Source organism: Streptomyces sp. NPDC002868, from assembly GCF_055563295.1.
Genome location: NZ_JBVHDR010000010.1, coordinates 187,318 through 206,433, shown reverse-complemented (window position 1 = coordinate 206,433; position 19,116 = coordinate 187,318). Strand labels below are relative to the sequence as shown.

Genomic DNA, 19,116 nt, shown 5'->3' with positions numbered 1-19,116 from the left:
CGACAGAGGGGGAAGCGCGCTGCGCGCCCAGTGCCGACACACTGGGCGCGCAGCGCACTGTTGTGCTCCGGCGGGTTATGGGCTGTGGAACTCCACCGAGTCCACGTCGAAGGAGTTGTTCTGCGGGGACATGAAGACGAGATAGAGCTTGTGGGTACCGGCGAGTACTTCGACCGGGACGGGCGGCGTGGCCTGGTAGTTGTCCCAGCCTCCGGTATTGGGGACGGGTGTGGTGGCCAGCAGTTTGCCGTCGGGGGCATCTGCGCGCAGTTCGATCGCGCCGACGCCGTACGGAGACGACAGCTTGTAGCTGACATTGGCGATGCCTTCGACGCTCATCGGCTCGAAGGCCACCCAGTCGTCGTTGCTGACGTCGCCGATGCGCTTGCCGTTCTCGGCGCCTTCCTGGGCGACGACGCGGGTTCCCGACTGGGCGTCGTAGTACTCGGCCTGCTTGTGCCTGGGGTGGAGGACGGCGCGTCCGAAGCCGGTGAGGGCGCCGGCGCTTTCGCCGCCCTTGTCGGTGTACTTCGCGTTGAGTACGTAGGTCAGGTCGGCGCCCTCCGGGTGCCCGCCCAGATCACCGGTGTCCACGGTGCCTTCACAGCCGGGGATATCGGTGGTCGGGTGCTCGTGGTCGTCGTGGCCGAGGGCAGGGTTGACGGTGACCTTGGTGCAGTCGACGGGGCCGTCCTCCGGGTCGGTGACGGTGACCTTGTACGGGATCTTGTCGCCGAAGGTGATGAGCTTGCCGTTGACGGGGAAGTCGATGGTCACCTTGGGGGCGGTGTTGCCCGCGGTGATGGGGATGTTGGCGTAGCCGGACTTTCCGGTGGTGTCGGTGACCTTCAGCTGGGCGGTGAAGTCTCCCTTTGCCGTGTAGGTGTGGGTGGGGTTGGCCTCGGTCGAGTCGTAGGTGCCGTTGCCGTCGAAGTCCCAGGCGAAGGTGAGCGGGTCGCCGTCGGGGTCGTTGCTCCCTGCGCTGGAGAAGTCGACCTTGAGCGGGGTGGGTCCGTTGGTGGCGGACGCGGCGGCCTTGGCGACGGGGATGCGCTTGCCCTGCGCGTAGTCGATCCGGTAGAGGCCGGAGTCGTTGTTGCCGCCGCCGAAGGAGCTGCCCCATTCGAGTACGTACAGCGATCCGTCGGGCCCGAAGGTCATGTCCATCGGCTTGTTGAACTTCTGCGACGAGAGGAAGTCATTGATCTTGAGGAGCTTGTTCTCCTTGTCGAAGCGCATCTCCTTGACGTAGTTGCGCGACCACTCGTAGAAGAAGCTCGCGCCTTCGAAGTAGGCCGGGAACTTCGTGGTGGAGGGGTTCTTGGCGTCGTAGTGGTAGACCGGGCCGCTCATCGGGGCCGCGCCGCCGGTGCGCATCTCGGGGAATTCCTTGGAGGCGCCGTAGCCGTACCAGACCTCGGGCTGCTGGAGCGGCGGGAGGTCCTTCAGCCCGGTGTTGTTGGGCGAGGGATTGACGGGCCGCGCGCAGTCGAACTTCGGGCCGACGACCTTGGTGTCGGGGTCGTAGGGCGCGTACGCCTGGTTGTTGCCGTGGCAGAACGGCCAGCCGAAGTTGCCGGGCTTCTTGATGACGTTGTACTCGACCAGGCCCTCGGGTCCGCGGTCGGTGGTGGGCAGGCCGCGGTCGGGCCCGTAGTCGGCGACATGGACGTAGCCGGTCTTCTGGTCGACGGTGAAGCGGAAGGGGTTGCGGAAGCCCATCGCGTAGATCTCGGGGCGGGTCTTGTCGGTGCCGGGGCGGAAGAGGTTGCCCTTGGGGATGGTGTAGCCGCCGCGGTCGCTCGGCTTGACGCGCAGAATCTTGCCGCGCAGGTCGTTGGTGCTGCCCGCGGTGCGTGCGGCGTCCAGCATCTGCTTGCCCGGGCGCCAGTCGAGAGGGGCGTAGCCCTGCCAGTTGGGGTCGAGGTTGGGAGGCACGTCGTCGCCGACGCCGAGGTAGAGGGTGCGGTCGGGTCCGAACTCGACGGCGCCGCCGGTGTGTCCGGGTTCGGGGAAGGTGCGGTCGCGGTAGGCGGGGACGTCGATGAGCTTCTTCTCGCTCTTCAGGTCCAGGGTGTTGCCCTTGACGGTGAACCGGGAAAGGCGGTTGACGTCGTCCTTCGCGGCGGCGGGCGCGTAGTAGAGGTAGATCCAGCCGTTCTGCTTGAAGGCGGGGTCGAGTTCCATGCCGACCAGGCCGTCCTCGCCGCCGGTGTAGACATCGAGCTTGCCGGCGCTGACGGTGGAGTGCGAGGCGGGGTCGAAGATCTTCACTTCGCCGCCCCGCTGCGCGTAGAAGACGCGGCCGTCGTGGGCGACGTCGAGCTCCATCGGGTCGGCGGTGTTGTCGTCGAGGGTGACCTTTTCGTAGCCGCTCCAGACGGTGCCGCCGCAGTCGCCGGTCTTGTTGCCCGCGGCCCACTGGACGCCGCCGATGACATGGTCGCGGAAGGCGGGTTCGCTGTACGCGGGGATGTCGTGCCCCATGGCGGTGGCCCAGATGCGGCCGCCTTCGGTGTTGCGGCACCAGGAGATGGGGTGGTCGGCGCCCATGGCGGAGCCGCCGGGGTTGTACGTCGTCTCGTCGGCGGTGACCAGCACATGGACGTCGCCGCGGGGGTTCTTGTCGAAGTTGTACCACTCCTCGGGGCGCTCCCAGCGCTCGGGAAGTCCGCTGGTGGAGGGGTGGACACGGTCGGCGACCTTGGCAGTGCCCTGGAGCACGCCGGGTGAGTGGGCGGGCATGTGGGCGCCGCCGTTGATGGCGTCGTCCCACCAGGGGAACTGTTCCTCGACGCCCATGTCGAGGGTGTTGTGGATGGCGACGACGCCGCCTCCGCCGCGTACGTACTTCTGCATCGCCTCGCGCTGGGCGTCGGTGTCCCAGACCATGCCGGAGTTCTGCAGCATGACGATGACGTCGAATTCCTTCAGCTTCGCGTCGTCGAAGACGGTGGGGTCGGCACTCTGGACGACTTCGAAGTTGTTCTCGGCGGCCTCCTCCTTGAACATCTGGATGCCCGCGGGGATGGAGGCGTGGACATAGCCGACGGCCCGGGTGAAGAGCAGGGCGCGGAAGGCGGGGGCCTGTTCGGCTGCGGCGGTGGCGGGCAGGGCGGTCACCGCGAGGAGTAGGGCTCCGAGGACGGCGACGACGGCTCTGTAAATGTCATGGACGCCAATGTCGCGAGCATGACAGCTCATGAGCTGTTCCTCTCTACGGATTCTGCGGGTGGGTTGAGCGCGGCTTTGAGGAACGCGAGGCCGTCCGTGGCGATGGCGTCCTGCGTCGCGGCGAGGGGACGCCACACGGAGGCCGCGACGGCGATGGCGTCGTTGTGGGCGGTGAACGACTCGATGCAGAGCGGGCCCCGGTAGCCGTGTGCGGTGAGCGCGGTGAGGAAGCCGGGCCAGTCGAGGTGGTCTGCGCCGGGGGTGCCGCGGTCGTTCGCGCACACCTGGACATGGACGATGCGGCCCGCGGCCTGCTCCACGGCGCCCGGCAGGGAGCGTTCTTCGATGTTCTGGTGGTACGTGTCGAGGGCAAGGCCGACGGTCTGCGGATCGAGGCCGTCGAGCGCTTCGAGGCACTGGGCGACGGTGTTGAGCAAGCTGGTCTCATAGCGGTTGAGGGGCTCGACCCCGATGCGTACGCCGGCGGCTCGGGCATGGTCGACGACGGGGGCGAGGTTCTGCCGCAACTCCTCATAGGCGGCGGTCCGTTCGCAGGGGTCCATCCGCCAGGTGCGCCCGACGGCCGTGTAGACCGGGCCCGCCACGACAGGCGCGCCGACCGCGCTCGCCGCGTCGACGCAGCGCCGCAGATAGTCCTGGGTGACGCGGACCGTGGCCGGGTCGGTGCGTACGAGATCGCGGTCCGGGGGCATGACGGCGATGACGGCGGCGGGGGTCAGACCGGTCGCGCCGAGCAGCTTGGCCACGGCCGCCGGTTCCCAGTCCCCGGTCTGCTCCAGCGGGAGTTCGACACAGTCGAAGCCCCAGGTGGCCAACCGGGGAAGGACGTCGGCGAGCGCCGCGTGGGACACGGGCGAGTGCCAGATCCAGGGGTTCGCGCCGATCGCGCGGGGCGTCACTTCTTGCCGCCCCAGGTTTCGGGGAATCCGGGCAGCTTCTCGCAGCCGCACATCGCGTAGTGCAGTGGCGGCATGCCGGGCTTGACATACCTCTCGAGGGTGTCCTGGGTGACGGTGGGCTGCGGGAGCTTCCACTCCTTGGGAACCTGCTGTCCGCTGAGGATCTTCAGCGCGGCGATCACGGGCGTACGCCACTGGAAGGTCGGATATGTCGGGGCGATCGCGGTGAGCTTCTTCTCTTTCCACGCCTGCAGGAAGTCCTGCTGGTCCTCGCCGGTGATGGGCGGCACGTCCTTGCCCGCGTCCTCGAAGGCCTCGACGGCGGCCACTGCGGTGGCGCCGGAGTCCATCCACACGCCGTCGATGTTCCCGTGACGGGTGAGGGCGTCGGTGACGATCGACTTGGTCTTGGCGGGGTCGCCGTCGGTGAACTTCACGTCCACGACGTCGAGTTCGCTCTTGTCGAAGGCGACCTTCGCGGCCGACCAGCGGGTTTCCAGCACGTCGACGCCGGGCGAGATGCGCAGGGCGAGGATCTTGCCCTGGGGCTTGACCTTCCCGACCAGGAAGTCGGCGGCGACCGCTCCGTATCCGTATCCGCCGATGGGGTTGATGAAGGTGACGGCGCAGTCGGTCTCCACACCGCGGTCGAAGACGATGACGGGAAGCTTGGCGCAGGCCTGCTTGACCGCGGGGGTGAGGGTGGCGGTGGTGTTCGGGGAGACGATCAGGGCGTCGCAGTCCCGGCCCGTGAGCTCCTGGATGTCGGAGATCTGCTTGTCGTCCTTGCCCTGGGCGTCCAGGACCGTGAACTTGCTGATCTCCTTGTGCAGGCCCACTTCGGCCTCCATGTTCTTCAGGCCGACCTGGCGCCAGGGGTTGAAGACACCGGCGTTGGAGAAGCAGAGGTGAATGCCCCGGCCCTGCTTCTTGTACTTCGCCGTGCCGGTCAGCTGCGGGCTCAGCATCTGCTCCCAGGGCCTGTCGGCCGGGCCCTCGGGGGTCTGCTCGGTGAGCGCCAACTGACGTTCGTACTCGGCCTGTTGGAAGAACTTCGACTGCGCGCCGGTGCCTGGGTCGGTCGCGGTGGCACCCGCCTGCCCTGCGGGTTTGTCCGGTGGCGCGTCGCTGGTGCAGGAGGCGATGAGCGCCGTGGTGAGCAGGGCGGCGGCCGATGCGATGGCGCGCCGGTGGATCGTACGGATGGCGGTCATGAGGGTTCCCCTCCCGAGGGGTGCGTACGGCGGCGGCGCAGCCGGGACCAGTCGGCGGCTCCGAGGCCCACGGCGGCGATGACGATGAGCCCTTGGACGGTGGATTCGAGGGCGCCGGACACGCCCTGGAGGTTGAGCAGGGTGAACAGGGCCTGGAGGGAGAAGGCCCCTGCCATGGCGGCGACGACGGAGCCGCGGCCGCCGCCGAGGACCACTCCGCCGAGTACGACGGCGGTGATGGCCTCGAATTCGTAGCCGCGGCCGGCCTGTGCGGAGACCCCGGAGAACCCTCCGACCAGGACCGCGGCGAGTGCGGCGGCGGCGCCGGAGAGGATGAAGGCGACAGTGCGGGCGCGGGCGACGCGGACGCCCGCCAGAGCCGCCGCGCGTTCGCTGTCGCCGGTGGCGACGAGGGTGCGGCCGAAGTCGGAGCGCATCAGATACACGGCAGCGGCTCCGGCGGCCAGGCAGGCGAGGACCGCCCAGGGCAGCCAGCCGAACGCGGTGCCGCGGCCGAGCTGGCGGAAGGCGGTGGGCAGCGCGCCGTGCGGGGAGCCGCCGGTCCAGAAGAAGACGGCCCCTTCGAGGATGAGCATCATGCCCAGGGTGGTGATGAAGGACGGCACGCGCAGCACGGTTGTGATCAGCCCGTTGAGCAGTCCGGTGAGCGCTCCGGCTGTCAGCAGCACTGCGGTGACCAGCAGCCAGGGCGCGGCGGGGAAGGCCCCGTAGAGCTCGGCCGCGACCACTACGCCTGCGGTGACGATCGCACCGACGGAGAGGTCGAACTCGCCGCAGACGATGACCAGATACTGGCCGGCGGCGAGGATGACCAGGGGCGCGGCGCGTTTGACGAAGGCGAGGAAGCGGTCGGGCTCGTAGAAACCCGGATCGGTCAGGGCGAGCGCCGCGAGCAGCACGGCGAGGAGTACGTACACGGGCGCGCCGGTGCCCAGCGTGCGCAGAACTCGCTTGGCCTGCGGGGCCGTTGCCGTCGTCATGCGGGCCTCCTTGCCGAACGCCGCGCGTACAGTGCGACGGCCGCGATGATGACGACGCCGCGTACGACGTTCTTGAAGAACGGGTCGACGGAGAGCTGGTTGAAGACGCTGTCGAGCACGGCGAGGACGAGGACGCCGCCGAGGGTGCCGGCCACTCCCCCGCGGCCGCCCGCGAGCGCGGTCCCGCCGAGGACGACGGCGGCGATCGACTCGAGGTCGTAGCGCGCTTCGGTGCCCGCCCAGGGCGCTCCGGCGCCGAGCCTTGCGGCGAGGAAGAGGGCGGCTGCGCCGACGCACAGCGAACACAGGATGTGCGCGACGACAACGGTGCGGCGGGTGCGTACGCCGGAGAGGCGCGCGGCGTGCTCGTCGCCGCCTGTGGCGTACATATGGTGGCCGAGCCGGGTGCGGCGGGTGATCAGCCACATGGCGACGGCCACGGCGGCGAGCAGGAAGAGTGAGACGGGGACGGGGCCGATGCGGTCGTAGCCGAGGTGCTGGAAGGAGGCGGGGACCTTGCCGGCCGGTCCTGTGTAGTTGTCCTCGATCCAGCCGCGCAGGATGAAGGCGACGCCGAGGGTGGCGATGAAGGCGTTGACCTTCAGTCCGGTGACGATGAGGCCGTTGGCGAGCCCGACGCCCGCGCTGAGCGCGAGGACGGCGAGCACGGCGGTGACGACGCCGGCGCTCTGCATCGTCTCGGCGGCGACGAGCGTGCCGAGGCTGATCAGGTAGGCGACGGACAGGTCGAGGGAGCCGGTGAGAATGACGGCGGACTGACCGGCAGCCACCAGGCCGAGTGCGACGCAGTTCTGCAGGATCGCGACGATGTTGGTGAGGGTGAGGAAGTCCCCGCCGCGGGCGGCGACGACGATCCAGCCGAGGAGAGTGACGGCGAGCGCGGCGAGCCACACACCCACGACGGGGTCGGTGAGCCGGGCCCGCGCGGGGACACGCGGGGCCGACTTCGGCGCGGCGACGGCCGTACTGAGCGAGTTCACCCGGTCTCCCTCGCGGTGTGGGAGTGACCGGACATGGGCGGAGCGCCGGCGGAGTCGGGGGGCGGGCCGCCCGTGGCCAGGCGCATGATCTCCTCCTCGGCCGCGCCCGCGGGGAGTTCGCCCGCGAGGCGGCCTTCGGACATGACGAGGATGCGGTCGCTCATGCCGATCAGCTCCGGCAGCTCGGAGGAGATGATCAGTACCGCGAGGCCTTCGCGGGCGAGTTCGCGTACGAGCGTGTGGATGGCGGCCTTGGCGCCGACGTCGACCCCGCGGGTGGGTTCGTCGAAGAGCAGCACCTGGGGGCGGGCGGCGAGCCATTTGGCGATGACGACCTTCTGCTGGTTGCCGCCGGACAGGTACTGGGCCTGCTGGTCCTCACCGCGGGCCTGGAGGCGTACGCGCTCCAGGAGCGCGGTGACTTCGCGTCCGGCGTGGGGTCTGCCGCGGATGGGGACGGCGCGAGTGACGAGCAGCGCGTTGTCGCGTACCGACTGGCGCAGCGCGAGGCCCTCGGTCTTGCGGTCCTCGGTGACCAGGGCGATGCCGGCGCGGATCGCCTCGCGTGGGCGGGCGGGCCGCAGCTGCCTGCCGCCGGCGGTCATGGTGCCCGCGGTGAAGGGGGCCGCGCCGAAGAGGGCGCGGGCGAGCGAGGTACGTCCTGAGCCTTGGAGGCCTGCGACGCCGACGACTTCGCCCGCCCGCAGAGTCAGGTCGATGCCGCTGATGCGCGCGTTCGAGCCGCCGGTGACGGTGAGCCGCTCGGGGCCGATCTCCTCGGGGCGGGCGCGCGGCGGATAGTACGCGGTCAGCTCCCGGCCGACCATGGCGCGTACGACGCTGTCCGCGTCGGTGTCCTTGGTACGGAGTGTGGTGACGCGGCAGCCGTCCTTGAGGACGGTGATGCGCTGCGACAGGTCGAAGACCTCGCGCAGCCGGTGCGAGATGTAGAGGATGCCGAGGCCGCGGCGGGTGAGTCGGCGTACGAGAGCGGACAGCAGCCCGACCTCGTGGTCGGCCAGTGGCGCGGTGGGCTCGTCCATGACAAGGACGCGCACGGAGGTGCGGGCATCCCCAGCGGTAGCCGGGGGAGCGAGGGCCTTGACGATCTCGACGGTCTGCTGGCGGGCGACGGACAGGTCGCGGACGAGGGTGCGCGGGGTGATGCCGGTCTCGTCGAGTTCGGCAAGGAGTTCGGCGGTGCGGGCTTCCATCGCCTTGCGTTCGACGAGTCCGCGCCGGGTGGGCTCGCGGCCGAGGAAGACGTTCTCGGCGACGGTACGGTGGGCGAGGAGCGCGAACTCCTGGTGGATGATGCCGATTCCGGCGGCCTGCGCCTGCGAGGGGTGGGTGAAGGCGTGGTCTGCGCCGTCGATGGTGATCGTCCCGGCGTCGGGTACGTGCTCGCCGGCCAGGATCTTCATCAGAGTGGACTTCCCGGCGCCGTTCTCGCCCACGAGGGCGTGCACTTCACCGGCTTCGAGGTCGAGCCCCACATCGTGGAGCACACGCACCCCGAGAAAGCTCTTGGACACGCCGTGCATCGTCAGCATCGCCAGGCTCCTTGGGCAGGGCAGCGGTCTGCAGAGCAATGTCCTGACCCCTCTTTCGCCTGTCAAGAGTCCAAGCAGCGTTCGTCACAAGCGAATTGACGGGGACTTATGTCGATTGCCGAACAACATTGACCTTGTTGGCAGCGGAAGTCGTCCCTATGGTTGCTGGCATGTCTTCGCCGTCGGCTCCCAGCGTTTCCACCGCCGTCCACTCCCCCGGCGAGGTGCTCGCGCTGATCAGTTCGGGGGCCGCGGCGACGCGTGCGGATGTCGCGCGGATCACCGGGCTCGCCCGCTCCACCGCCTCCCAGCGAGTGGACGCCCTCATCGCGCACGGCTTCGTCGACGAGACGGCGGCCGAGACCGGCGCTTCGACCGGCGGCCGTCCGCCGCGCCGGCTCCAACTGCGCACCCGTGAGCACGCCGTCGCCGGTGTGGACCTCGGCGCGTCGCACTGCCGGGTGGCGCTGATGGACATCGGCGGTACAACGCTGGCGACGAAAGAGGACCCGCTGTCGATCGCGGACGGCCCGGAGTCCGTACTGCGCCATGTGGAGCGCACGCTGCACACGCTGCTCGAGGAGACCGGCCGGGAGCCGGGGACACTGCGCTCCATCGGTGTGGGCGTGCCGGGCCCCGTGGAGTTCTCCACCGGCCGCCCGGTCGATCCCCCGATCATGCCGGGCTGGCACCAGTACCCGATCCCGGAGTTCTTCGCCTCGCGCTTCTCGGTGCGTGCCCTGGTCGACAACGATGTGAATGTGATGGCGCTGGCCGAGCAGCGCCGCGCCTTCCCCGACACCCGCTATCTGCTGTACATCAAGGTCGGTACGGGCATCGGCTGCGGCATCGTCGCGGACGGCCGGCTGCACCGGGGCGCGCAGGGCTGCGCCGGCGACATCGGCCATATCCGGGTCGGGGACCAGGAGGAGCCGTGCCGCTGCGGCAACTCCGGCTGTCTGGAGGCGGTCGCGGGCGGCGCGGCGCTCGCGGCACGCCTTGCCGGGCTGGGTCTGGAAGCGGCATCGGGCAGCGATGTCGTACGCCTGGTGAAGTCGGGCAACCGGGATGCGGTGCGCATGGTGCGCGAGGCGGGGCGCGCGGTCGGCGAGGTGCTGGCGAGCCTGGTGAACTTCTTCAACCCGGACACGGTGGTGCTCGGCGGCGCGCTGGCCGCCGTCCACGACCAGCTGCTCGCGGGCGTACGGGAAGCGGTCTACCGGCGTTCGCATCCGCTGGCCACCCATGTGCTGCGGATCGAGCCGAGCCGCACGGGCGAGGACGCGGCGGCGCTCGGCGCCGGGATCCTGGCGATCGAGCACGCCCTGTCCCCCGCCCAGGTGGACCGGCAGCTGGCACGGGCGGCTTGGTAGGCCATCGGTCCACCCAGATGGCCCGACCGGATGCCGAGACGCCCGTCAACCGGCGTCAGCATCCGTTACGTATACGTTTATTGGTCCATGCCACTGACGCGCCGCAGGCCCGCGCCCCCTCACCACGAAACTCCGCCACACCCGGGCTGACGTGCGAAATCCTTGCCGCTGACGCTGATTGACGGATCGTCCGGGAGCCGATACCCCTGTAGTCGTGTCCCACCCCGCAGACCCCGTCGCACACCACCCGTCCATGGAGGCTGCCTTGCAAGGATCCGCCCCCGTACGACCGAAAAGCGCCCGTCGGCGCATGGTGAGGGCAGGGGGCGCGGTGGCGTCGGCCGCTCTGCTGCTGCCACTGGTCTCGGCCGGTCCGTCGGCCACCGCCGAACTGCGCTCGTCCGGCGCGCTGCAGCGTGACTTCGCCGCTGCCGCGGCCCGGTACGGAGTACCGCAGAGCGTGCTGCTCGGCGTCTCCTATCTGCAGTCGCGCTGGGACGCGCACGGGGGCGCGGCGAGCGTCACGGGCGGCTACGGGCCGATGCATCTCACCGACGCCAGGACCGCACTCGCCGAGGCGCCGCACCATTCGCACGGCATCGAGGACGCACGCGGCGACGACTCCCGTCCGCCGCGGAACACCGCCGAGGCCGAGCTGCCCGAACCGTCCGAACTCCCCGAAGGGCTAAGGACGCTGGACCGGGCGGCCGAGCTGTCCGGCTACACAGCCGAGCAGCTGCGCGACAACCCGGCCGCCAATGTGCGCGGCGGCGCCGCCCTGCTCGCCAGCGCGCAGAAGGGGCTGGGACGGCCGCTGAGCGAGGATCCGGCCGACTGGTACGGCGCGGTGGCGCGTTTCTCCGGGGCCGACGACACGGCGACCGCGACGACGTACGCCAACGATGTCTTCGACGTCATCCGCACGGGCGAATCACGCGTCACGGACAGCGGTCAGCGAGTCGCGCTCACGGGTGACCCGGCCGTGGCACCCGACCCGGCGCAGGTGGCACTGCTCGGGCTGCGGACGGCCGACGCGGGGAAGACGGAGTGCCCGCGGACGGTGGCCTGCGAGTGGATCCCCGCGCCCTACGAGGAGTTCGGCGAGGGCGACTACGGCAACCACGACCTGGCAGACCGTCCCGCGTCCCAGTCGGTGAAGTACATCATCGTCCATGACACCGAAGGCTCCTGGGACACCACCCTGAAGCTGGTGCAGGACCCGACGTATGTGTCGTGGCAGTACACCCTGCGCTCCTCGGACGGGCACATCGCCCAGCACGTTCCCCTCAAGGACGTGGCCTGGCACGCCGGCAACTGGTATGTGAACACCAAGTCGGTGGGCCTGGAACACGAGGGCTTCCTGGTCTCGCCGGATGCCTGGTACACGGAGGCGATGTACCGCACCTCCGCCCGCTTGGTGAAGTATCTGGCGAAGCGCTACGGCATCCCGCTGGACCGCCGGCACATCCTCGGGCACGACAATGTGCCGGGCACGACCGCCGCGACGATCCGCGGGATGCACACCGACCCCGGTCCGTACTGGGACTGGGCGCACTACTTCCAGCTGATCGGCAGGCCGTTCACACCGACCGCGGGCCCGGGCAGCGGTGTGGTGACGATCCGCCCCGACTACGGGCAGAACCAGCCGGTCTACACGGGCTGTGTGAAGCCCGGTCAGGCATGCGTGCCGCACGGCTCGGCCGCGGTCCGGCTGCACACCGCGCCCGCCGAGGACGCACCCCTGGTCAAGGACATCGGGCTGCGTCCGGGCGGCGAGGACTCGACGACCGGCGTCAACGACACCGGTGCGCGTGCCTCGACCGGCCAGCAGTACGCGGTCGCCGGGCGCGAGGGCGACTGGACGGCGATCTGGTACCTGGGGCAGAAGGCGTGGTTCCACAACCCGCGCAAGCAGCCGACGGCGGTGGGCGCCCGGGGTCTGGTGCTCACTCCGAAGGACGGCGCCACGGAGATCCCGGTGTACGGGCGGGCCTACCCGGAGGCGGCGGCATACCCCGCCGACGTCCCGGTTCAGGCGATCTCGCCGCTGCCGTACAAGCTGCTCGCTCGCCAGAAGTACGTCGTCGGCGACCGGACGCCGGGCGAGTACCTGTACGCCACGACGTTCGATACTGCAGGACACCGGGTGGTGCGCGGCAAGGAGGCGTACTACGAGATCCAGTTCGGGCACCGGGTCGCCTTTGTGAAGGCGTCCGACGTGCGCGTACTGAGGTAGCCGGGCAGTCGCGGTGCGCCCCCGTTCGTGGGGTCCGGTGGCGCACCGCGGCTACCCTTGTCCGCTTGTGTGACTAATGGGCCGTAAAGCGTGGGCCGTACGGGCGACGGGTAGGGCTGGCCCGTCCACGACCCTGTCCGCGCCCCCGAGCGCGGATGCTCACCGAAAGGCCCTGGCGCACATGGCACAGCCCTTCGTACTGCCTGACTTCTACGTCCCGTATCCGGCGCGGCTCAATCCGCACGTCGAGCAGGCGCGGCGGCACACCAAGGAGTGGGCACGCCGGATGGGGATGCTTGAGGGCTCCGGCATCTGGGAGGAGAGCGACCTCGACGCGCACGACTACGCCCTGCTGTGCGCCTGCACCCACCCCGACTGCGACGCCGACACCCTCTGTCTCGTCACCGACTGGTACGTGTGGGTCTTCTTCTTCGACGACCACTTCCTGGAGATTTTCAAGCGCTCCCAGGACCGCGAGGGCGGCAAGGCGTATCTGGACCGGCTGCCGGCCTTCATGCCGATGGACCTGGCGCAGGGCACGCCAGAGCCCACCAATCCGGTCGAGGCGGGACTGGCCGATCTGTGGGCGCGGACCGTGCCGAGCATGTCCGACGCCTGGCGGGTGCGGTTCGCCGGGGCCACGAGGAATCTCCTGAACGAGTCCCTCTGGGAGCTCTCCAACATCAACGAGGGGCGTATCGCCAACCCCGTCGAGTACATCGAGATGCGCCGCAAGGTCGGCGGCGCGCCGTGGTCGGCGGGGCTGGTGGAGTACGCGGCCAGAGCCGAGGTCCCCCAGTCCGTGGCCGGTTCGCGCCCGCTGCGGGTGCTCACCGACGCCTTCTCCGACGGCGTCCATCTGCGCAACGACCTCTTCTCCTACCAGCGGGAGGTCGAGGAGGAGGGTGAGCTCAGCAACGGTGTGCTGGTACTGGAGACCTTCCTGGGCTGTACGACCCAGGAGGCGGCCGATGCCGTCAACGATCTGCTGACCTCCCGGGTCCAGCAGTTCGAGACCACCGCGCTCACCGAAGTCCCCGCGCTCTGCGTCGAGAAGGGGCTCGGCCCGGCGGAGTGCGCGGCAGTCGCGGCGTACGCCAAGGGACTTCAGGACTGGCAGTCCGGCGGCCATGAGTGGCACCTGCGCTCCAGCCGCTATATGAACGAGGGGGTGGACACCGGCCGGTCGCCGTTCGGCGGGGTGCTTGGCACCTCGGCGCTTGACATCAGGACACTCTTCGGCCGCCCGGCCACCGCACGGCTGCGCAGCCTCACCCATGTGCCGCAGCGGGTGGGGCCGTCGCTCCTGCCGGAGTTCGACCTGCCGTTCCCCGTGTCGATCAGCCCGCACCACGAGGACGCCAAGAAGAAGTCCGTCGAGTGGGCGGGCCGGATGGGGCTGCTGAACGACATCTGGGACGAACCGGCGCTGACCGGTTTCGACTTCGCGCTCTGCTCGGCCGGGATCGACCCGGACGCCACCCCCGAGGAGCTGGAGCTCAGCGCGGAGTGGCTGACCTGGGGGACGTACGCCGACGACTACTACCCCCTCGTCTTCGGGCGGTCGCGCAACCTCGAAGGGGCGAAACTCTGCGACGTACGCTTCAGGGCCTGCATGCCGGTGGACGAACCGGCTGCCGGAGCGGCGGTCGCGGTGTCCCCCATGGAGCGGGGGCTCGCCGACCTGTGGGCGCGCACCGCCGGACCGATGACTCCCGAGGCGCGGCAGGCTTTTCGCAGGGCGGTCGACGTCATGCTCGAGAGCTGGCTGTGGGAGCTCCACAACCAGGCGCAGCACCGCATTCCCGACCCGGTCGACTACATCGAGATGCGGCGGCTGACCTTCGGCTCCGAGCTCACCATGAGTCTGTCCCGGCTGCGCCACGCCGACCGGCTCGCGCCTGAGATCTACCGGAGCGGACCGGTGCGCAGTCTGGAGAACTCCGCCATGGACTACGCCACGCTGATGAACGACCTCTTCTCGTACCAGAAGGAGATCGAGTTCGAGGGCGAGCTGCACAATGGCGTACTGGTCGTGCAGTCCTTCTTCGACTGCGACTACCCCACCGCCGTCACGATCATCGACGATCTCATGCGGGGGCGGCTGCGACAGTTCCTGCATGCGAAGGAGCATGAACTCCCCTTGCTCTGCGAGGAATTCGAACTCGACAAGGACGGCAGGGCCGCACTCGACAACTATGTGCGCGAGCTGGAGGACTGGGTCGCCGCAATCCTGAACTGGCACCGGGGCATCCGCCGTTACCGGGAGGAGGATCTGCGCGGCGTCCCGGCACCCCCGTGGCAGAGATGCGGGCCCACGGGTCTTGGCACTTCGGCGGCCCGCATCGTGAATCTGTTCGCTCAGCCCTCCCCCGTCAGCACATAGCGCCTGCCGGAGGGTGAGTTGATGACAGGTGCGGCCCACCGCGAGAACGACGCGGCGGGCCGTGCGGGTCAGCCCTGCTGGAAGAGTTCCGCGGGCAGCGGCTTGAGCAGCGCGTACAGATCGTCCGTGATCGGCCGGTCCCAGCTGGCGATGGTCACCAGGACATTGTCGCTGCGGTCGAACTGCACGCAGGAGATACGGCTTTCGGAGAGCTTGAGGCGGCGCACGATCAGCAGGTTGTCGCCCTGCATCACCGGCGTGTCCTCGACGTCCACGACCTCGACCGGCTCGTCGTTCTCCAGCGCCAGCAGCAGCTGGGCCACCTCGAAGGGGACCTGTCCGTCCTCGAGCTCGCGGGCCGGCGAGCCCTCCGGCAGATTGCCGATGATCATCGCCGGGCCGCGGCCGCCGAACAGGTCGTACCGCAGGAAGACGCCCTGGCAGGTACCGTCCGGGGCGGGCAGTAGACCGGCGCCGAGGTTGCCGGGCCAGTCGCCCGGGTCCATGGCCAGGACATCGAAGTCCGGGCCCGCGGGTGTGGCGGCGCTACGGCGGCGGAGGAACGACATACCGCCATGGTACGTGTCCGGACGGGCCCGGCCGAGCCGGGGCCCGGAGCCTCCTGGACGCCGCCGGTCACCGTCCACGACCGCCGTCCCGGGCCACGGCCAGGACCTCGGGCATGGCCTCCGCCAGGCCCGCCTCGTCGGTGCCCGCCTTTCGGTAGACGGCGGAGAGCAACCTGGTCACGGCCTGTTCGTCGAGGTGGAGGGCCGCAGCGACGGCGGCCCTGTCGCGCCCCTGGGCGGTCAGCGCGGCCGCGGACCGTTCGCGGGCGGTGAGGGCGTCGGTTTCGATGGCCCGCAGCCGGCGCGGGCGCAGCCCGGCGGCCGCGAGTTCGTCACGGGCGGCGTCCGCGAGCCCATCGGCGCCGCACTGCCCGGCGACCTCCAGACCGCGGTAGAGATACTCGGCGGCCTCCTTCGGGTGGCGGGTGCGGCGCAGATGGGTGCCGAGGTCGACGAGGGCGCGGGCGAGTTCGTACGCGGCGGGTGAGCGCTCGAGATGGGCGACGGCCTCCTCGAGGAGGGCCGTGCGTTCGGCGCCGCCGGACACCTCGGCGGCCACGCGCAGGGCCTGGCCGATCGCCGATGCCGCCCCGAAGCGACGGGCGCGGTGCAACGCTTCGAGAGCGGTCGCGCGGGCCCGGTCCGGTGCGTCGTGCGCCTCGGCGAGTGCGAGGTGGAGCTGCCAGGGGCACCAGGCGGGGTTGCGCATGCCGCGTGGGTCGAGCCGCCTGCCCGCGGCGGCCAGTTCGACGGCCGCTTCCTTGGGCCGGCCGCGGGCGAGCAGCAGTTCGCCGTACACGGTCTGGGAGTCGGGGAAGGTCACGGCCGCGGGGAAGGGTTCGCCGAAGTCGTGATCCTCCGCGATCCGCACCGCCTCATCGGTGCGGCCGCGGGCGAGCAGGACCTCGACGAGGGTGCCCAGCGCGTACCACTCGACGGGCGTACGGGGCCCGACCCGCTCGGCAAGGCGCAGCCCGGCCCGTACGAAGTCCTCGGCCTCCGCCAGCCGACCGCGCCGGTAGCGGATATAGGCGAGGAGGGTGTAGGCGAAGGAGAGATGCGCGCCGCGCCATCCCTGGCGCTCGAACTCCGCGGTCCCGGCGGCGAACAGCTCCTCGGCACGGCCCGGCCGGTCACCGTAGAGAAAGGTGAGGGCGACCAGGACGGGGACCTCGAAACCCCGGTCCTCCACGGCCCAGCTCAGTCCGCCCTCCAGGGCGCGCTCGGCGTGGCCGAGTGCGACGGCGGCGGGTTCGGCGCGCAGCATCGCGTCCCAGCCGCGCAGCCCGATGATGTACCGCTCGGTGAGGTCGCGTCCGGTGAGCCGGTCGGCGAGCCGGGCCAGCCGCCGCGATCGGGCCGGCGAGTCGGGCTCGTCGGCGCGGAAGGCGTCCCACATGAACTTCTCGGCCTGCATCCGCAGCCGGGTGCGCGGATCGGTGGTGAGGCGGGCCTCGCGGGCGAGGGTGTCGGAGGCTTCGCCGAGCCGGTCGGAGTGGGCGAGGACCTGGGAGAGGCGGTAGACGATGCCCTGGCGCAGAGCCGGGTCGGCGATGGGTTCTTCGAGGGCGGCGCGCAGATGGTTGACGGTGGTGGCGGGTTCGGTGAGGAGAGAGGCGCAGCCCAGTTCGTACAGGACGGCGGCCCGGTCCCCGAACGGCGGCGGTTCCCGCAGGGCGCGGGCGAGGTGGCGGCGGGCCGCGTCGGGGGCTCCGGCACGGAGCGTCTCCCGCGCGGCCTGGCGCAGATGCTGGACGACCCACGGGTCGCCCTCGGGATGGGTCTCCATCAGGTGGCGGGCGGCGGCCGTGGAGCCGAATCCGGCGTCGATGACGGACCAGGCGGCCTGGCCGTGCAGGGCGACCCGTGCGGCGTCGGGGATGGCCCGGTAGACGGCGGTGGCGATCAGCGGGTGGACGAATTCGAGGGTGCCCGATCCGGTGAGGATGCGGGCGTCGCGCAGTCGGTCGGCGGCGCGGGCGGCCTCCTCGCTGCCGAGGCCCGCGACGGTGGTGGCGAGAGCGGGCGGGATCTCGGTGCCGAGTACGGCTCCCGCCCAGGCAAGCCGGACAGTCGAGGCGCCGAGGCGTTCGAGGCGTGAGATGAGTCCGCTGCCCTTGACGTCGGCGGCGAGGTCGCGCAGGAGGTGGGAGCCGGCCTCGTTGGGTTCGAGCCCCCGGTCGTGGACCTTGGCGGTGAGTTCGACGGCCTCGAAGGGGTTGCCCGCGGTGACGGCCCAGCATTCGCGGCAGAACGCCTCGTCGGCGTCATCGCCGAGCTGTTCGCGTACGAGTCGTCCGACGGCTGGGGCCGTGAGGGGTTCAAGGTCGATGGGGCGGTGTCCGGCGCGGCCGGGAAGCCCGCGGAACTGCCGTGCGTGGTCAGGGAGTTCCTCGGGCCGGTAGGCGACCACGAGCAGCATCGGGAGCTCTTCGGCGCGGGGCGCGAAGGCGGCGAGCCAGCTCAGCGACTCCGGGTCGGCCCAGTGGGCGTCGTCGAGGACGAGGACGAGCGGGGCGCGCTGGACGGCAATATGGGTGAGGACCCAGTCGAGGCCGTCGCGCAGGCCCTGCGGGTCGGGCGGTGCGCCCGCCTCGGCGGTGCACAGGCCCAGCGCGGGGCCGACAATGGCGTACCAACTCCCCAGTTGCAGCCGGAGCGCGGCGTCGGACGAGCCTGCGAGCTGAGGCTGGATCAGCTGCCGGGCCACATGGAAGGCGACCCTTTGCTCCTGGTCGCCGCCGCGCGCGGAGAGCACCGTGCATCCCTTGGCGGCCGCGCGCCGGCGTACTTCGGCAAGCAGCGTCGTCTTGCCGAGGCCCGCATGTCCGGCGAAGGCGAGGAGGGCGCCACGCGGACGCTCCGGTGGCTCGACGCCGTCCGACCGGAGACCGACCAGCTCGCTCAACGCCTCGTCGGTGGCGGCCAGTTCGGCCTCGCGCTCGATAAGACGACGTCGGGTCCTGCCGGCGCGTCGCGTCATGGTGCACCCCCACGGCCAGGGCGTACGCCCGGCACGGCGAAGGAGTTGCCGGACGGACGTCCTTGAGGCACCTCAGGGTACGCCCGGTTGGCCGCGCGCGGGCCCGTCCGGTGAAAGGGGGTTGTAGGGGGTTGTAGGGGGTTGTTTCCGGATCGGTCGGCGGGAGCGGTTGTCCCCGCTCCCGCTCGTCACGCCGAGGTCTGGGTCGTGCCGAGCCCGGGGGCCGACCCATTGATCTTCTCTATGGCCTGCCGGGCGTGCTCACCCGGAGTGCGGGCAGTCAGGGACGACACGGACGAGGGCGCACCCTGCTGGCTCCGGTCAGGTGCGGGCCTCGCGTGGCCGGCGGTCCGCGTGCGCAGCCGGTGGCTCGCGGCCTCGTCGAGGGTCACCGGGCGCTGCATCTGGGCGGCCAGCCGGCCCGCCTCCTGCCCCAGCGCGGCGATGTCCTCCCACTGCAGACGGAGCACCAGACGGAGTTCGGCCTCCCCGTCCGGGAGGGCCTGGAGAGGAGGATTGACGGGGTCATTCATGGCTGATCCTCACGGTCTCGGAACGGAATCTCGCGGGAACGCTGCGCACCCGCTTGCCGGGGTGCGCAGAGTGATACGGGAAACTGCCCCGGCGTGTTCAACGGTGTCCGCGACGCCGAGCCCCTCAGCCGGAGGGCAGCGTCGAGTACGAGAGGATGTGCGGGCCGCGGGTT

The 19,116-nt window shown here is 70.5% G+C and carries 12 protein-coding genes; 3 read left to right on the top strand and 9 right to left on the bottom strand.

Annotation, left to right across the window (positions count from 1 at the left end):
- Positions 1–75: 75 nt before the first annotated feature.
- From ACZ3H8_RS27895 to ACZ3H8_RS27870, 6 genes are read right to left on the bottom strand one after another with little or no spacing between them, the layout of a single operon-like run.
- On the bottom strand, positions 76–3,204 hold the full coding sequence (locus ACZ3H8_RS27895; protein ID WP_467406466.1) for a ThuA domain-containing protein: 3,129 nt from the start codon (positions 3,202–3,204) through the stop codon (positions 76–78).
- A complete protein-coding gene (locus ACZ3H8_RS27890) occupies positions 3,201–4,094 on the bottom strand; it encodes a sugar phosphate isomerase/epimerase family protein (protein WP_467406465.1) in 894 nt (297 codons plus the stop codon). The genes ACZ3H8_RS27895 and ACZ3H8_RS27890 overlap by 4 nt, the downstream gene beginning before the upstream one ends.
- On the bottom strand, positions 4,091–5,308 hold the full coding sequence (locus tag ACZ3H8_RS27885; RefSeq protein WP_467406463.1) for a substrate-binding domain-containing protein: 1,218 nt from the start codon (positions 5,306–5,308) through the stop codon (positions 4,091–4,093). Before ACZ3H8_RS27885 ends, ACZ3H8_RS27890 begins: the two co-directional genes overlap by 4 nt.
- Entirely contained in the window at positions 5,305–6,309 is a 1,005-nt protein-coding gene (locus ACZ3H8_RS27880) for an ABC transporter permease (RefSeq protein WP_467406461.1), read from the bottom strand. The genes ACZ3H8_RS27885 and ACZ3H8_RS27880 overlap by 4 nt, the downstream gene beginning before the upstream one ends.
- The gene (locus tag ACZ3H8_RS27875; protein ID WP_467406460.1) at positions 6,306–7,310 is read right to left on the bottom strand and encodes an ABC transporter permease; all 1,005 of its coding nucleotides are present in this window, start codon (positions 7,308–7,310) and stop codon (positions 6,306–6,308) included. Before ACZ3H8_RS27875 ends, ACZ3H8_RS27880 begins: the two co-directional genes overlap by 4 nt.
- A complete protein-coding gene (locus ACZ3H8_RS27870) occupies positions 7,307–8,863 on the bottom strand; it encodes a sugar ABC transporter ATP-binding protein (RefSeq protein ID WP_467406457.1) in 1,557 nt (518 codons plus the stop codon). Before ACZ3H8_RS27870 ends, ACZ3H8_RS27875 begins: the two co-directional genes overlap by 4 nt.
- 170 nt (positions 8,864–9,033) lie before the next feature.
- Between ACZ3H8_RS27870 and ACZ3H8_RS27865 the strand changes: the two genes are divergently transcribed.
- From ACZ3H8_RS27865 to ACZ3H8_RS27855, 3 genes are all read left to right on the top strand, one after another.
- Positions 9,034–10,236 carry an ROK family protein gene (locus ACZ3H8_RS27865; protein ID WP_467406456.1) on the top strand — a complete coding sequence of 401 codons (1,203 nt, stop codon included), beginning with the start codon at positions 9,034–9,036 and terminating at the stop codon, positions 10,234–10,236.
- Between the two features lie 310 nt (positions 10,237–10,546).
- Positions 10,547–12,472: an N-acetylmuramoyl-L-alanine amidase gene (locus ACZ3H8_RS27860; protein WP_467406455.1), complete on the top strand. Its 1,926-nt coding sequence runs from the start codon at positions 10,547–10,549 to the stop codon at positions 12,470–12,472.
- 181 nt (positions 12,473–12,653) lie between these two features.
- On the top strand, positions 12,654–14,858 hold the full coding sequence (locus ACZ3H8_RS27855; protein ID WP_467406452.1) for a terpene synthase family protein: 2,205 nt from the start codon (positions 12,654–12,656) through the stop codon (positions 14,856–14,858).
- A 68-nt stretch (positions 14,859–14,926) separates the two neighbouring features.
- Here the strand turns inward: ACZ3H8_RS27855 and ACZ3H8_RS27850 are convergent, their stop codons facing one another.
- The 3 genes from ACZ3H8_RS27850 to ACZ3H8_RS27840 form a co-directional block, all read right to left on the bottom strand.
- Positions 14,927–15,427, bottom strand: coding sequence for a hypothetical protein (locus tag ACZ3H8_RS27850; RefSeq protein WP_307665276.1), 501 nt, complete (start codon positions 15,425–15,427; stop codon positions 14,927–14,929).
- Between the two features lie 67 nt (positions 15,428–15,494).
- Entirely contained in the window at positions 15,495–18,410 is a 2,916-nt protein-coding gene (locus ACZ3H8_RS27845) for an ATP-binding protein (protein WP_467406450.1), read from the bottom strand.
- Positions 18,411–18,598: 188 nt separating this feature from the next.
- A complete protein-coding gene (locus tag ACZ3H8_RS27840) occupies positions 18,599–18,943 on the bottom strand; it encodes a hypothetical protein (RefSeq protein WP_467406447.1) in 345 nt (114 codons plus the stop codon).
- Between the last annotated feature and the right edge of the window lie 173 nt (positions 18,944–19,116).